Source organism: Lamprobacter modestohalophilus (assembly GCF_016583905.1).
GTDB classification, from domain to species: domain Bacteria; phylum Pseudomonadota; class Gammaproteobacteria; order Chromatiales; family Chromatiaceae; genus Lamprobacter; species Lamprobacter modestohalophilus.
This window is the reverse complement of sequence record NZ_NRRY01000047.1, coordinates 26,531-41,960: the sequence shown is the minus strand read 5'-3', so window position 1 is coordinate 41,960 and position 15,430 is coordinate 26,531. Positions and strand designations below refer to the sequence as shown.

Here is a 15,430-nt window from a genome sequence, read left to right as displayed (position 1 = left end):
GATGGGGTTCTCGGGGGCGGGATGGTCTGCGGCGTTGGCGTTGGCGCCAAAGCGGAAGGCCCCACGAGGTTGGGCCTCGGCATGGCCGAAGAAGCGGTTGCAGGCGGTGACCATCGCTTCGGTGGAGCGGAAGTTGGTCGCCAGCGTCGCGTGGCGTCCCGTGGTGGCCTGGCGTGCGGCCAGATAGGCATGGATGTCGGCGCCGCGGAAGGCGTAGATCGACTGCTTGGGATCGCCGATCATCACCAGGGCGGTGTCGGGATCGTTCGCAGCGACCTGATAGATCGCGTCGAAGATTCGGTATTGGATCGGGTCGGTGTCCTGGAACTCATCGATCAGCGCGACCGGGAACTGTCGGCGGATCGTCGCCGCGAGCGAGGCGGCTTGGGACTGGGCGCTGGGGCTGTCATCAGCAGGGGTCAGCGCAGCGGCCAGTTCGCTGAGCAGTTCGTCGAAGCCCATCTCGGCGCGGATGCGCAGGCGCCGCGGCAGTTCCTCGGCGAGCCAGTGCACGGTATGGGCGAGCAGGCAGGCCTCGAGTGAGGGTGGCGCATTGGGGTTGGTGGCATCGGCGGCTTTCAGGGTCTGCTGCCAGGTGGCCAGGGCGTCGTATACTGGATGCTCGGGCTCGGTTTGGACCGGGGCGTTTTGCTTGAACTCGAACGCGCCTCGGGCAAAGCGTTTCAGTTGCGTCGGCGCCTCAGCGCCCTCTGACCAAGCCCCGATATTAGCAAAAACCTTTTTAAATCCCTCCAGCTGGGCGCTGCCGTGTACCTTCCCGTTGAGGTTGGGTCGCAACGTGACGAGTTGTTCCTCGATCGCTTCGCGATGCTCACGCCAGAGCCTGCGCGCCTCGTCCTCAGCCTCACGCTGTCCGATCCGCGTTGCCAATGCCGCCTGCAGGCAGTCGCCATCCAGCGGCTGGCCCTTGAAGCAGAGTTGGGCATCGCGGCGTTTGAGCCATTCGCTGAGCTTGCCTTGCAGCGCCTCGGGCGAGGCGGCGACCTCACGGATGCAACGCGCCTCGGCGAGCGGACGTCCATAGCAGTGCTTGCGCCAGTAATCGCGCAAGGTCTCGGCGATCAGCTCCTCCTGATCGGTGACTAGGGTGCGCTCGAACAGCCCGCCAGTGGCAAAGGCATGCTCGTGCAGCATGCGCTGACACCAGCCATGGATGGTGGCGATCATCGCCTCGTCCATCCACTCGGCGGCCAGGCGCAGGCGGTGGGCGCAGGACGGCCAGTGCTCGGGCGGGTAGTCCTGACGCAGGGCCTTGAGCGGGTCTTTGATCGGCTGCGCTTCCGCTGACGATGACGGCTCAGAAAACAGCTCGGCGGCCTCGACCAGACGCGCCCGGATGCGCTCGCGCAGTTCCTTGGTCGCGGCCTCGGTGAAGGTCACCACTAAGATCTCGGGTGGGGTCAGTGGCCGCGCGAAGGCCGTCGCCCCCTCGTCGGTGCGGCCATGGCCGAGCACCAGGCGGATGTAGAGCAGCGCCAGGGTGAAGGTCTTGCCGGTGCCGGCACTGGCCTCGATGAGCCGACTGCCCCAGAGCGGGAAGTGGAGCGGGTCCAGAGTGTTTGTGGTGGCTGGCATGGGTTCGGGATCGGGCACTTGTGGATCGGTCATCGTCAAAGCTCCTTGTGCGTGATGGCCTGTTGATAGAGGGGGCCGTAGAGCCGTTCGATCAGCTCATTGAACCCGGCGGCGGCGCTCAGCGTGGTGTAGTCGGGCCAGAAGCGTGGGTAGCCGACATGCTCATCGCGCTCGCCGGAGCACTGATAGCCGCCCTCGTAGTCTTGGACGGGATCGGCACCCTTTTCTTTGCTTTTCTGGCGCAGCACACCAAACGCCGTCTTGCAGGCCAGCGGCAAGGGCTCCGTCAGTCCCTCGATATAGCCCGCCATCAACTCTTGCAGCAGCACCTCGGCCTCGCCTTCTTCCATCGCCGGCAACCAGACCTCGCAGCCAGGGCCGAGCAGGCAGGTGTGGGTCGGCGCCTCGCGCTGGGCGGCCAGATGCCGGGGCCAGTGCGAGACCAGGTGATACCAACGGAGGTTGCCGTTCTTGATTAACTCGCTCGGCTGCAATCGCAGTTGCAGGCGCTCGCCCTGCTCGTTGGCACGCAGCCCGATGAGGCTGTCCTCGAGCAGCAGGTCACCGGCGCTGAGGCTCAGTGCACGGATCGGCACCGCTGTCGGATACTCGGCCAGCAACTCGCGATAACGCTGCAGGGGCGTTGCGAACTGGGCCTGCAAGTCCTCACGCCAGTCGACATCGAAGGGGGCCAGCGGCAACTCGCCGGCGCGGGCGAGCCGACCCACCGCCTGCTGCAGACAGGTCTCACTGGCGATCCCAGGCTGAGCCACGAGTTGTCGTTCGACCCGTTGCAGGATGGCCGCGCGCAGTCCCCAGCGCTGCAGCCCATCGAGGTCGAACGGCTCGTCGTTGGCGTCGATCTCGGCATCGACATTCAGCTGCAGCGCCAGGCGTTGGCTGTAGAAGGTCCGCAGCGGATGGCGCAGGAAGCGCCCCAGCGTCTGCAGGGTGATCGTTCCATCGAAGGTCGGTGCGGAGAGTGTCGGTGGGCGTTCCGGGAACAGGGGCACTTGCGAGGCGGCGTCATCGGCAGGTGTCGAGTCCGGATAGAGCCTGCGCCACTCGTTGGCATAGGTGAACAGCCGTGGGTCGCGCTGGGGCTCGAAGTAGCGCCGGCTAAAAGGCTGCAGCGGATGGCTGCGGGTCAGGGCCGCGAGCAGGGCCTGGCCCGAGGGATCGGAGGCGGCCTCCACAGCCTCTGGAGCCAGCCGCCAGCCGGCTTGGAGGTGATCACGCAACTGTCCCACCAGGACCGAGGGCGGGCGCTCGGAGTCATCGCGCAGGCTGCGCCCGACCCAGCTGATCACCAGGCGTTCGCGCGCGGCGAGCAGGGCTTCGAGGAACAGGTAACGATCGTCTTCGCGCCGGGAGCGATCGCCGGGGCGGTAGTCGTTCGCCATCAGGTCGAAGTCGGCCGGGCGGCGGCTGCGCGGGTAGTCGCCGTCGTTCATGCCGAGCAGCCAGATCTGCCGGAACGGGATCGCGCGCATCGGCATCAGGGTGGCAAAGTTGACCGCACCGGCGAGGAAGCGCTGGCTCAGGGTCGGGGTATCGAGGCTGGGCAGCAGACTGTCGCGTACCACCTCGAGCGGCAGCCGCTCGTCCTCGACACCCCCGTAGGTGCAGTCGAGCAGCCATTGCTCGAGGACTTGGCGCCATTGCGCGAGCGCACGCTCGTCGGCGTCGCTGCAGGCCAGGAACAGGGCATCGATGCGCTCAGCGAGCAGCGCGCTCCAGGCCGCGGGCGTCAGCGGTTGTTGCAGCAGGTTCCAGCTCTCGCCGAGGGCTTCGAGCAGCTGCGCCAAGGGGCCGATCAGGGCGGCGTCCAGGCCGCCGATCTCGTCATAGGGCTCAATGTCCTGCCAATCGTCGCTGCCGCCGGTGGCGAAGCCGAGCAGCATGCGCTTGAGGCCGAAACGCCAACTGTTCTGCTCCAGGCCGGCAGGCAGATCGAGGCCGGCGCGTTGCTCGGCGTCGAGGCCCCAGCGGATCTTGGCGCCCTCGATCCAGTGGTGCAGGCGTGGCAGGTCGGCCTCGGCGAGGCCGAAACGCGCGCGCAACGCGGGGATCTCGAGCAGGTCGAGCAGGTCGCTGACGGCAAAGCGGGCTTGCGGCAGGTTGAGCAGGGTTTCGACACCGATCAACAGCGGATCGCGCTGGCGTTGGGACTGGTCGGTGATCTGAAACGGGATGCGGCGCGGATCATCCCGCTCAAGGCGACCGAACACGGCCTCGATGTGCGGGGCATAGACGCTGATGTCGGGCACCATCACCAGGATGTCGCGTGGATGCAGCGGCGCGCCGGCGCGCTTGGCGGTGGCGAAGGCGTCGAGCAGTTGGTCGTGGAGGATCTCGACCTCGCGCTGCGGGCCGTGGGCGATGAGGAAGCTGAGGCTGCGGTCGTGACGTGGGTCGATGCTGCTTGCCAGGGCGCGACGCTCGTGCAGTGGGCGCAGCTCGAGGATGTCGTCCTGGAGTTGTTGCAGCAGCGTGGCGTTGTGCGGATGGGTGGCGTCGAGCGGGGACTCGAAGAGGTCGATCTTGAGGTTCTGCTCGGCGAAGTGGGCCTCGTAGACGCTGCGATCGTCGTGTTCGTCGAGCAGTCGGATGTAGTCGCGGCCCTGCTTGCCCCAAGCGGCGAGCAGCGGGTGGCCGTGCAGATGCAGCTCGGCGTCCTGCAGATTCTCGGGCACTTTGCGCGTGGCGGTGCGCTGGTAAGGCCGAAACAGTTCGCGAAACAGCTCACGGCCTTCAACCAGATCGCCCCAGTAGTGCTGGCTCGGGTTGTGCACGAAGAGCATGACCTGGGCGACGGGCGCAATGGCCTCGAGCACTTCGATGGCTTGGCGCGGCAGCGAGGAGATGCCGAAGACGATGACCCGACGTGGCAGTTCGCTGGGTCGGGTGACCCAACTCAGGGTCTTGGCCTGGGCGAGGAAACGCTGGTGGATCTGGGCGCGGCTGGCCTCGGCGGCGGGCGCGGGTGCGTTGCGGTCCTGGTGGTGTTTGGCCAGATCCTGGCGCAGTCGGCGCCAGAGCAGCGGTTGCCAGCGGTGTTCCTCAGGCAGTGGGATCTGGGTGCCGTTGGGGCGGATCAGCACATCCTCGCCCTGTTCCCAGGCGCTCAGCCAGTCGGCGCGGTAGACCTGGTATTGGTCGTAGAGGTCGGACAGGCGCGCGGCCAATTGCTGGCGGCGCCGAGCGTCGCCATCGCTGGCGAGGAAGCCGCGCAGGGGATCGAGCCAGGCGCCCTCTTCGGTGTTCGTGGCGAGGCCATCGAGATCGCCGAGCAGCCGATACAGGCGCCAGACGAGCGGCGCCTTGTCATAAGCGGAGATTTCCGGGAGGTCGCCGAGCACGGCGCGATAGGCCTGCCAGAGGAAGCGCGCCGGGAGCATCAGGTCGAGGGCGGCAGCGATGCCGCAGCCACCGCTGAGGTCGTCGTCCTGACTGTCCTCAGCGCGGGGGGCGGCGAGTGCGACCTTCAGCCATTGGCCGATGCCGTTGCTCTGCACCAGAATGACCTCGTTCTCCAGCGGATGGAGCGGATGCCGGCTGAGCCAGGCACTGAGCAGTCCGCGCAGGGACTCGAGTCGGTTGCCTTGGATCAGCATGAAGCCGGTTGGCCAGTCGCTGGCATGCTCCGTCGTTGGGGTCATTCGCGTGCTCCTCTCGTCACTCGTCAGCGCTCGGTGGCTTGATCGTCAGTCGGTTGCAGGGTCGCACAAGGGGCGTCCCCGGTGGATAGGCACGACTCTAGCAGGCTGGTCCGACAAACGCTGTCGGGAGTCTGACTCGGAATCCCGGCCAGGACAGCGCAGGCTCGGGGTTTTGTCGGAGTTCTCGGTGTTGTCAATCAGACTCGGTTGAGGCCAAGGACTCATTGTCGTCCGAGAATGGATTCAAAAAGCGAACACCGCCGTTCTTACCAAGCTCAGACAGCACATTGGTATCGATCAGAAAACCCAATCTGGAACCTCCCGACCATCATCCAGCGGCCGCTCAAAATCGCTGTCCTCGCCCAGATCAGGCATATTGCCTAACAGGCGCTTGATGGATTCGTCCGTTGCCTGGCTGCTTGCAGGCGACTCAAACATGACGGTGACCCGCACCGGGCCGACGGGAATCTCTGGCGGTAACGGCAAGTACAGGCAGTGGTCCTGCGGTACTTCGGCGAACGCCTCATAACGATGTGTAGCCATGTTGGATTGTCCAGATCGATGGAGATGAAGAAAGACTGGAAGCGCATCCAGGGGGCATCGATGGTCGAACTTAGCCTTCGTAGAAAGCCGTACCTGGTGCGTACTGTCAACGACTACGATGTCTAACGCGGACACGATAAGACCCGCAGTCGGGATAGGGCTCAGGCGCTTGGGTCGCCAGGCCCGTCAATCTGGCAGATTGGCTTGACGATACAGCACCGCTCCGCTTCCCTGACAAACGACACGCCTGATAACGCGTAACGATCTTCCATTCCGTCGCCATGAATCCGATATCCCTCACCGAACTCGCCCAGCAAACCCTGGCCATTCAAGACCAAGGCGCTTACCAAGCGCCTTCCGGTCGGCGCGTGGAGATTGCCGGCCAGCAAGCGCAGGCCGTCGATCGGACGCGACTCTATACGCCAGAAGACCTCATCCAACTTGATGGCCAAGCAATGGCCACCCGCGCGCAGACGACGCAGATCACGGTGACCGAGGAAACAACACAGGCCGCCGTCCGTCGTCTCGTCCAAGACGAAGGAATCGAAGATCCTGTTGTGCTGAATTTTGCCTCTGCGCGCCATGTTGGCGGTGGATTCCTCAAGGGGGCTCGCGCGCAAGAGGAGGATCTGGTGCGCTGCTCTGGACTCTTCCGCTGCTTGGAGACCCAGCAGTCAACCTACTATGCGATCAATCGTGCGCAGTCCTCACTGCTCTATACCGATCACATGATCTATAGCCCAGGTGTGCCTTGGTTCCGCGACGAGGCACTCATCTTGCTCGAAACGCCCTTCCTGGCCTCGGTGATCACGGCTCCGGCGCCGAATGCGGGTCCGCATCTGCAACGCCATCCGGGGGATCAGGAGGTGGTGCGCCAGACCCTGCGCCGACGAGCGCACAATATCTTGCGAGTCGCTGAGGCGCAGCGTCACAGCGTCCTTGTGCTTGGCGCATGGGGCGCCGGGGTATTCAAGAACAACCCGGTCGACGTGGCCGCGGCCTTCGGCGAGTTGCTGGAGGGCCCCTTCGCAGGCCATTTTCGGCATGTGGTGTTCGCCGTTGTCGATGCCACGAAGGAACAACCTCGCCTGCGGGCGTTTCAAGCGCGTTTCCGATAACAGCAACGCGCTCGAGCCACTATCCAGTCAGCGCTCGCCTGAAGCGCGCTTATGCCGTTTGCGAGCGATCCTCTGTTTCCTGGAAGCCAGAGTCAACATTAAACCAATTGCATGCATAGCGAACCTGCTTACTGACCGCATTCAGATCATCGTTCTTGATCTTTAATGGATCCCAAGCGGGAAGCTTCGCATAACGACCGCCGTTCCGAAGATCAAGATCTGGATGGTGATCTGTCATGTAGCTTACGAAACAATTTCTGTCCTGAGTTAATCCTGACATTGGTAGGAGGTTGTAGACATGCTGGTGTTGTCCACTATCGGTCAACTGGATGATCATCCGAACAGTCTCAGGAACAAGCATAATGAAAACCGCAACATAGCGACCACTCTCCCAGAAACAGGGGTCGTCGATTACGAGCTTCGGGTATGTCTTTCGCAGATGCTCAGCGATGTCTTCCGCCTGGGAGAAGTGATGATATTGTTCATGGTTGTCGATGATGGCTTGGAGATATCCGTTGCCAGTCCCATGGATAGCCACCTGTTTGTCGATATCGAGTCCTGGAAGCTCAGCGGAAGCCTGTTGCTGTTGGCGAACATACTTCGCGCCGTGACCACGGCTAATGTTGGTCAGGTTATCAATCCCGTAGGCCCAGTTGATCAGCACAGTTTCGACCGCTAGCGCTTCCTCCTTACTGTCGAAGCGACCGATGACCCGAACCCCGACTTGATCGCTCCCTGCAGCGCTGAGAATCTCCTGGATGCGAGCAATCTTTGCGGTGTTCCCCCGCCCCTCTAGCATTGGATTTTTGAGGAGTTGTTGCTGGATTCGCTCGCTCTCATTAAGATGATCAAAGGCCCGTCTCCCGATGCCCTCGCCCACATAGAACGTCTTACCATCCCTTTTGTCGTACAGTTCATAAACGTAGTAATCTTTAAGAACGCCGATGGTTTGCTGAGGTTCTGCCATAGTCTCTCCAATGTGAACGTGAAGGTTTAATCATTCCCGCCGCACGCTTAGGTATGTCCCCTGAGTTATCGTTCTCGGCGCGTAGGCCCGTTGTGTTTGAACATTGGCCTTCGGAGATTACCGCAGTGCTTGATACGCTGCTGGTGCGTCCTCCCGCCAGCGGCATCAGCAGGTCGTTTTCGCGATCCACGATGCGACCGAAGAATAGCGTCTCCCCGAAGGCCGATCGAGCCTACCCGCAAGCGCCACCGGCCCCGTCGGACTCACCCCGCTCCATCAAGGCATCGCAGAGCATGTTGGCAATCAACCGGTGGCTCTGCGGTGTATAGCCGCCACCGAGCACGACAGCCACCGGAACGCCTGCGGCCCGAAGGGTCTGCAACACGAAGCGATCACGCTCCCGTACGCCCTCCTCCGAGATGTTGAGCCCGCCCAGCGGATCGCCGGCCAGAATGTCCGTGCCGGCGTTGTAGAGGGCGAAGCGCGGCTTCACCGATGCCATCGCGCGCGTCAGGTGCGCCCGTAGCAGCCCGAGATAGGTCCGATCGGTCATGCCGCTGATGAGCGGGACGGCTCGGTCGACGCGTTGTTGAGCGACGCGGTCCTGTGGGTAGATGTCCGTATTGAACAGATCGAGCAGCACGACCTGCTCATCCTGGTGCTCGGCGCAAAGCCGCGCCATCCCATTGCCTTGGTGCGCATCGAGGTCGATGTAGAGCACCGGGTCCTGAGTCCCTAAAAGACCCTCCTGGCGTAACCGCACAATGCTGAGATAGGCATCGCCATAGAGGCAAAACCCCTCTCCGCGATCCCGACTCGCATGGTGATAGCCCCCCGCGAGATTGAACGCCAGCCTGTTGTGCATCAGCGCCTCACGCGCCGCCGCGATGGTGCCGTTCACGGCGAGACGCATCGGCCGGAGAATCTCCGCATCGACCAACTCCGCAGACAACTGCTCGACCGGGGGATATTCGAGCGCCCTGGCGACCACGCTCGGCGTCTCGAGCGCCTGGAGGTAACGCTCGCTATGGATCAAGCAGAGTTCGGTGTGGCTGACCTCCTCCGTCACGGGACGCAGGTGTGGCGCCACCCGTTCAGCCCCGAGCCGGGACTCGACCAAGGCCAGCGCATGGCCGTATTTGGCGATGTCGAAGAGATGCGTGTCGGGCAACACCTCTGCCAGGGCGCTGTTGTATCCGCTGGAGTAATGCAGACCGATGCTCATGCGCGCCCCCGATGACGTTGCGAGGCCCGCGCCATCTGTGACGGACGGGATCGCTGGCCGGAAGAGGCCGCATGCGGGAACGCGCAGAGATGAATCAGCCGCTCCTCGATGCACAGTGCGCCACCGGTGACCTGATCGCCACTGATGCGAAGATCCTCGCCCAACCCAACCGCCGGAAACACCTGGACGTCCGTCGCCGCCAGGACGCTCAGGAAAGACGCGGCTGCCTGCTCCGCAGACGGGTGAACGGCCTCCTGTTCGGGCGTCTCAAGCGCAGCATCGAGCGCATCCAGCGCGCAACTGCGAACCAGTTTCGGCAGCGTGGCCGCACAGGTCTCGGCGGCATCGAACAGATCGCAGCTGAGCACCTGCTGGTTGAGCAGGAACAGTGCCCCGCGCTGCTGCTCTACCGGCCGGAACGCGTCGAGATAACCCTGCAGCCGGTCTTCATGCGCGCTGTACAGGGCCGCAGCGGCGTTCGTCGAGGAGCGTACGGCCATCCGCGCCGCCTTCTCGGAGATGTCTTGCCAGACCTCAGATTGATCGCTCTCTCTTGAGCCACGCCGGGCGAGCGACTCGCTGACCTTGTGACTCTTGCGCGCGCGACCAGCGGCGAAGTGCGCTCGACCGGCACTGCGCAGTTCAGCGGCGTCGGCTCGCCACCGACCGGCCTCGACGCAGGAGACCGGGATCGTCGTGGTCCGACCCGCCGGAACCAGCACCGAGAGATTGAGGATGCGGTTCTGCTTGGCGCCCACCAGTTCCTCGCCATCGAGCAGCAGAATGGGGTCTGCGCACTGGTTGTGGACTTGAAGCTCTGGAACCACGCCCGCCTCGGAGACCTCCGTGACACGGGCACAGCCTTGTGCGAGGGCGGCATCGAGCAACCGGTAATCGGCCTCGCCCAGGGTCTCACCGATGAGCGGGATCAGGGTTAGATGCGCGTGCGTTTGGGCGCTGCCCAGGCTGAGGCTTGAGAGGGTATCGGCAATGATCGACATCGGCGGACTCCTTGGTGCGGCTGAGTGGCCTAGTAGAACAGCCCGTCGCGTCAGCATCTGTCGCAAACACCCTGCGACCTTGAGATGAGCCTTGCCGTCTGGCGCGCGATGGTGACTTCATCGGCCCGCGCGCGCGCGTAAACAGGCGCCAATGCTTTATGAAGCTTGCTTATGTAACCTCTCTGGTATATGATATGCGCCATAACCCGGCAGCAATCAGGAGTGCCCCACCATGCAGTTCGACCGTCGCATTCAGCTCTACACGCTTTTGCCCGCTCGCCCTTACAAAGTGACGGTTCGGCAACTCTGGGAACGCCTCCGTGGCTTGGATGCGGAGTTCAATGTCAACATCAGGACCGTTGAGCGCGATCTGTCCTATCTGGCGAGCAGCCGTTTCCTGAACGTCGCGTCCGACGACGCAAAGCCCGCGGGCTGGTATCGCGACACCAGCCTGCTCGCTTCGGACCCGATCTAAGCACGCGCGCAGCGGTCCGCGTTTCTTGGTGCGAATCCGCAGGCGCCCGCCGTACTCAGGAGAGTACGACCTGGCGCCCAGCGACATCACCAAGCGCCATGTGGCCCGTTGCCCGATCAATGGCACAAACTGCCAGATCATCCGATGCACCGCTGCCGCTCCGTTAAGGGGTCGCAGAGCATGTTAGCCGCCTATGGCCTTCACGCTGTCTGACCCCTGTAGCGGTTTCGCCAGTACCGGGCTTTCTCCTCGTCTGGGTCTGTTGCAATCCCCATTTGATAGTGTTTCCACAAATTGCGCTGGGCGGTCTTGTTGCCTTGCTCGGCGGCCTTCTGGTACCAGTAGATGCAGGGATCGACGCCATCGATGAGTGGCAGATCAAAGCCAAGCTGATACCCCGAGCGATAATAGTTGCCCAGCTTCAGCTGGGATTGTTCGTCTCCATTTTCAGCCCTCCCGAGCGTTTCACTGAAGCACTTGTCATCATCGTAGAGAGACAAACGTCACCTCCAAATTGGCGATGTGATGGTTCGTTTAACGGTCACTCATCGCATCACGGCATCCTGAAGAATCCGATGTCCTTCGCCGAACTCGCCCAGCAAACACTGGCCATCCAAGGCCAAGACACTGACCAAGCCCTGGGGCGTTACTCAGCCTGGAGGGTTGCGAGGGTAGCGGCAATAATCGACATCGGCGGACTCCGTGGTGCGGCTGAGTGGCCTAGTAGAACAGCCGGTCGCGTCAGCATCTGTCGCAAACCGCTCGAGGTGCGGATTTCAGCCGAGATCTCTGGCGCGCGAGATCGAGAGTGCTGGTTCCCCCGAAGGAGTGCAGGCATCTTGATGCAGCTCGACCGTCGCAGTCAGCGCTACGCGCTCTTGCCTGCAAGCCCACTGGTCTTTCTGCTCGCTCAGTCACGTCGAATAGAGCGTCCGCTCGATCCCAAATTCCCGCTCTGGCCTCTGCCCCGCCTTAGCCATGAAGAGATCAAACTCGCGCAGCGGGTTCGAGGACACCCAGCCGATGTCGCGCTCGAGGTCAGCCGCATCCAAACCGGCGACGAGCTGATTGGCGAAGGCGACGATGGCTTGATAGATGATCGGCTTGGTGTAGATGAAGCTGGTCTTGTAGCCGCCAGCCCCCCGGAGATCTGCTTCCTCGACATCTTTCGGCAGTGAGGGCAAGGCCGCGTGCAGCCAGCGGAATTGTAGAAACAGCCGCGAGAGCACGATGTCGGGCTTGATCACCGGGAAGCCGAGATCCATCAAGAGGTGAAGGCTGGTCAGATCGCCGCGATAGCCGAGGTGGTCTAACCGTTTGAGGATCTCCCAGATCGCGGTCTGATCACTTGGTAAGTCTCCGGTAATGAAGCTCAGCGCTGTCTGATCCGGATAGAGTTCAAAGTAGTGCTTGAACGCCCGTGCGACGGTGATCAGCTTCTGCAGCTTGGGGAGGTTGGCGACCGTCAGCTTGCCGGCAAAGGGGCCGGTTCTGCCGATGAAGTCCTTTGCACAAGACCCTGTGCCCTCCTCAATCATCGTGTGACCTTTGTTCTTCAGATTCCAGCACGCATCCGAGAACCAGCGATAGTCATCAAAGAGGTCTTTCAGATCCGCGATCTCGTCGGTGGCGATCTGGGAGCGGATGCCGGAGTAGCGGGTCTTGGTCCACAGGTGATGCCAGAGTTGCGTGCGTGCCTCTGGTGTCGGCGAGCGATACTGGTCGAGGTTGGCCAGTGTGCAGATGGAGAGGACCTGTTCGCGAAAGCGAGCTTGATTGGCACGATGCGCGTCACTGTGCTTGGACTCGCCGTCGGGGCAGGTGGCTTCGTCAAAGACCTCGATGCGCAGTTGCCGGTAGCGCTCACGGGCCTGCTCGAGGAACTGTGCGTCAGGCGCTTCGGCCTTGGCGCTGACCGGCTCCTCGCGTCGCTGTGCGGACGTTAAGACGTCCGAACTGTCTTCATGAGCAGGTCCGTGCCGGTGATCGCCAACATCCAGACTGGGCGACAGCTCCCTGCTCATCATCATGGGCACAGCCATCGGTGCCGGGATGCTGCTCTGCTCCGCGCCCTTGAACTGCTCGCGGAAGATCTCTGCGGTGCGCTCGTCCTGGATCGCAAACACCACCGATCGGAAGACGCCCTCAAAGTCACGTTGCAGTGCGTCGAAAAAGAGCCGTGCGACCAGTGTCGGGCTGTTGCCGAAGGTGCCGCATCCCCAGGCGCCGAGAATCAGATGGTGGTGATCATAGGCCTGCGCACAGCTCAGCACCTTCTGCATGCGCTGAGCCATGCGCTCTGTGATCTCATCGCGCCGTTGGGGTGAGCGTTGCTCGATCGCGCGGGCATTGACGGCGGAAGCGCTGATGAAGGCGCAAGGATAAGGTTGCTCCAGCAGTGCGCCCTCGGCATCACGGAAGACCGGTACCGCAGGCGCGTAGATGAGGGCGTCGGAGTGGAAAGGATCGCGATCCAGATGCTGCTCGTAGAACTTGGTCCCTTGCTCAAGGCAGCTCAACAGCCCGCTGGCACCGACCAGCGTCTGTTCCTGAGCCCGGCCGCCTCTTCGGAAGCTGCCTCCCGGCTCAAAGGCATCGGCAAAGTTGAGCACCACCAGCGACCGCCGCCCATCAGCCAGTGCCTGCATGACCTTCAAGGTGGGCGCCTGATGGATCTCGATACGGGTCTGCCGCCGATTTCGGGTTTTTTTGCGTGGCCGCCGCGCAAACTCATCCGGTGCATGGGTGGTCGTGCGTTGAACGGCCTGTTCCAGTGCACGGCGGATCTCGACCTGTTGCCGCAAGGGGTTTTGGTAGTGACCGGCGTTGAGAATGGCCAGGGTCTCCTCGGCCAGTGCGCGGGCACGTTGCTTGGGATCATCGAAGGCTTGCAGCGCCAGGTGGATCTCTTCCTCGCTCTTGTGGGCGAGCTCGCGGATCAACTGCGTAAAGAGCTTTGGCCGCTTCAGGATGATGCCGCGCACGTCGCCGGCGAGTTTTCCCGCCAGGGCCAACAAGACATCCGGATCATCATCCAAGGCCTCGGCGAGCGCGCAAATCGACTCCTCGTTTGGGGGATTCTTGATATCGCTCTCGATGTTGGAGAGATAGGCCGGCGGCAATCCGATTCGCTCAGCGACTTGCCGCATCGAGTAGCGGCGATCGGTCTGGCGCAGTTCCTCACGGCGCGCCTTGATATAGGCACCGAAGGTCTGATGCGTTGTCGGCAAGGTCTCTTCCGCTTGCGGTGCCTGAGCGGCGGGCTCGGGTAGCAGATCGGGATCGATCTGCAGGTGCTCGGCCAGCAGGCGGCGGGTTTTCGCGCTGAGCTTGAGCTCCACGCCCCGCTCGAGGGCGAGCAGATCGCAGGTGGAGAGGCCAACCGCTTCGCAGAGCGCGACGAGCGTGAGATCAGGATCGCTGCGTTGACGCTCGAGTCGTCGTGCGCGGAGGTGTTCGCCGAGTTGGCGTGGGGAGAGTGCCATAGAATCGTCGGATCGTGCATACAAGGGAAGAACAGTCTCTCGCTTGCCAGCGACGGAATCAGTCGCTTCTTAGGATCGAAATTCGGCGTTGTGCGCGCAGTGTCAGAAAAATTTTTCATCCTATTTAGAGTAGGTTGTCATTCGTAACACGCAAAAGTCAAGATCTGTCGCATATCTTGTCTACACTGAACGCTGATTCAACAGCCGCAGCATAGGTTTACAGCATGCTAGACATCAAACACGCCTTACAACAATGCGCAAATCAACAAGCAATCTACAACAACGAAAACGATTTTGAAAATACACTCGTTTCCATATTAGGTGAGCAGGGTTACAATCCACAACGCCAGCAACGATATGACTGCAACGAATTAAGCAATAACGAAGAAATTATTGCAGACATCATCTGCAGTACTAACGGCTCCAAAATTGCGTTGGAGTTGAAATATGTCTTTCTTCGCGATGGTCAACCAGGAGATCCGCCCGCATTTAGCTATGATATCTTGAAAGATTGCGTGAAATGCGAATACCTGATTCGGAAAGAGCAGGTTCATCATGCCTATGTCATTGGGTTAACGAACCTAGAAAGAATCTGGACTGGAAGAGGGCCGCGAGGTTGGTCTCGGGAATACGGGGAAGAAATCTCCAAAAGAAACAGCGATGTGATAACCGGTTTTATTAAGACTCATGGTAGAGATACGAACAGAGCCATTTTTCGACAAAGGCGTTACTCCCTTTTTCTTGAGTATCAGTGGAGTTTCAGCTGGCATGATTTCTCATCAGCTGACATTGAAGACGGCAACGGCAAAACTCGCGCCATTGTTTTATCTCCGAATCTTGGGGCTAAACGAACCGAAAGATCATTCGGTGACTATGAAAGCTGTGCAGTCATCCCCTTTTTAAACTCAAACGATCGAGAAGAGGCTAGACAACGTCGCGAACAGATGCGATAGACGACGGTTCTCACCAACCCCAAGCTGCTTACGGCTATCGATAACCAAGGCGGTTTACCGGGTGGTAGGCAAGGCCACTCAATCATCCTGCAGCACGTAGCCCCCCGCAACTGGCACACATGGATCGTGTGGCCAGTCCCTCCGGCCATCGGATTTTGGCGTTGGCAAAGAACACGCCCAGCGTCGCCTGAGCCAGGCCCTCCTGCTGCGCGCCCAAGACTTTGAGTATGTCGTGCAACAGATACAGCGTCTTCGCTCTGAGCCTCGGAACCCGGTCACGCTGGTCGATCATGCCGACGTAGGTCGGTGAGGCTCGCAGGGTCAGTGCGATCAGCTGCTCCAGCTCATCCGCCGAGAACACCTCAAGGGGGCCTGACAGCCATCCATATCCGTTCATGTCCCCTT

12 protein-coding genes are annotated in these 15,430 nt (G+C 61.7%); 3 read left to right on the top strand and 9 right to left on the bottom strand.

Going from position 1 to position 15,430, the window contains the following annotated elements:
• The 3 genes from CKO42_RS20465 to CKO42_RS20455 form a co-directional block, all read right to left on the bottom strand.
• The coding region (locus tag CKO42_RS20465; RefSeq protein ID WP_242479568.1) for a UvrD-helicase domain-containing protein at positions 1-1,629 on the bottom strand (1,629 nt) is incomplete at its 3' end.
• 2 nt (positions 1,630-1,631) lie between these two features.
• A complete protein-coding gene (gene recC, locus CKO42_RS20460) occupies positions 1,632-5,258 on the bottom strand; it encodes an exodeoxyribonuclease V subunit gamma (RefSeq protein WP_200248125.1) in 3,627 nt (1,208 codons plus the stop codon).
• A 297-nt stretch (positions 5,259-5,555) separates the two neighbouring features.
• On the bottom strand, positions 5,556-5,801 hold the full coding sequence (locus CKO42_RS20455) for a hypothetical protein (protein ID WP_200248123.1): 246 nt from the start codon (positions 5,799-5,801) through the stop codon (positions 5,556-5,558).
• Positions 5,802-6,082: 281 nt separating this feature from the next.
• Here CKO42_RS20455 and CKO42_RS20450 point away from each other — a divergent pair, with 281 nt between their 5' ends.
• The gene (locus CKO42_RS20450) at positions 6,083-6,919 is read left to right on the top strand and encodes a TIGR02452 family protein (RefSeq protein ID WP_200248120.1); all 837 of its coding nucleotides are present in this window, start codon (positions 6,083-6,085) and stop codon (positions 6,917-6,919) included.
• Positions 6,920-6,968: 49 nt separating this feature from the next.
• On the opposite strand, the gene CKO42_RS20445 is transcribed toward CKO42_RS20450, so the two are convergent.
• From CKO42_RS20445 to CKO42_RS20435, 3 genes are all read right to left on the bottom strand, one after another.
• The gene (locus CKO42_RS20445; protein ID WP_200248116.1) at positions 6,969-7,886 is read right to left on the bottom strand and encodes a GIY-YIG nuclease family protein; all 918 of its coding nucleotides are present in this window, start codon (positions 7,884-7,886) and stop codon (positions 6,969-6,971) included.
• Between the two features lie 232 nt (positions 7,887-8,118).
• Positions 8,119-9,111 carry a histone deacetylase family protein gene (locus tag CKO42_RS20440; RefSeq protein WP_200248113.1) on the bottom strand — a complete coding sequence of 331 codons (993 nt, stop codon included), beginning with the start codon at positions 9,109-9,111 and terminating at the stop codon, positions 8,119-8,121.
• The gene (locus CKO42_RS20435; protein WP_200248110.1) at positions 9,108-10,112 is read right to left on the bottom strand and encodes an ARPP-1 family domain-containing protein; all 1,005 of its coding nucleotides are present in this window, start codon (positions 10,110-10,112) and stop codon (positions 9,108-9,110) included. Before CKO42_RS20435 ends, CKO42_RS20440 begins: the two co-directional genes overlap by 4 nt.
• 232 nt (positions 10,113-10,344) lie before the next feature.
• Here CKO42_RS20435 and CKO42_RS20430 point away from each other — a divergent pair, with 232 nt between their 5' ends.
• Positions 10,345-10,587 (top strand): hypothetical protein, encoded by a 243-nt coding sequence (locus CKO42_RS20430; RefSeq protein WP_200248108.1) that lies wholly within the window; start codon positions 10,345-10,347, stop codon positions 10,585-10,587.
• Positions 10,588-10,787: 200 nt separating this feature from the next.
• Here CKO42_RS20430 and CKO42_RS20425 read toward each other — a convergent pair whose 3' ends face one another.
• Complete coding sequence (locus CKO42_RS20425; protein WP_200248105.1) at positions 10,788-11,087, bottom strand: tetratricopeptide repeat protein; 300 nt, start codon at positions 11,085-11,087, stop codon at positions 10,788-10,790.
• A 414-nt stretch (positions 11,088-11,501) separates the two neighbouring features.
• Positions 11,502-14,072, bottom strand: coding sequence for a TIGR02452 family protein (locus tag CKO42_RS20420; RefSeq protein WP_200248102.1), 2,571 nt, complete (start codon positions 14,070-14,072; stop codon positions 11,502-11,504).
• A gap of 224 nt (positions 14,073-14,296) precedes the next feature.
• On the opposite strand from CKO42_RS20420, the gene CKO42_RS20415 reads away from it, so the two are divergent.
• Entirely contained in the window at positions 14,297-15,025 is a 729-nt protein-coding gene (locus CKO42_RS20415) for a hypothetical protein (RefSeq protein WP_200248099.1), read from the top strand.
• An 82-nt stretch (positions 15,026-15,107) separates the two neighbouring features.
• Here the strand turns inward: CKO42_RS20415 and CKO42_RS20410 are convergent, their stop codons facing one another.
• Complete coding sequence (locus CKO42_RS20410; protein ID WP_200248097.1) at positions 15,108-15,422, bottom strand: hypothetical protein; 315 nt, start codon at positions 15,420-15,422, stop codon at positions 15,108-15,110.
• Positions 15,423-15,430: the final 8 nt, after the last annotated feature.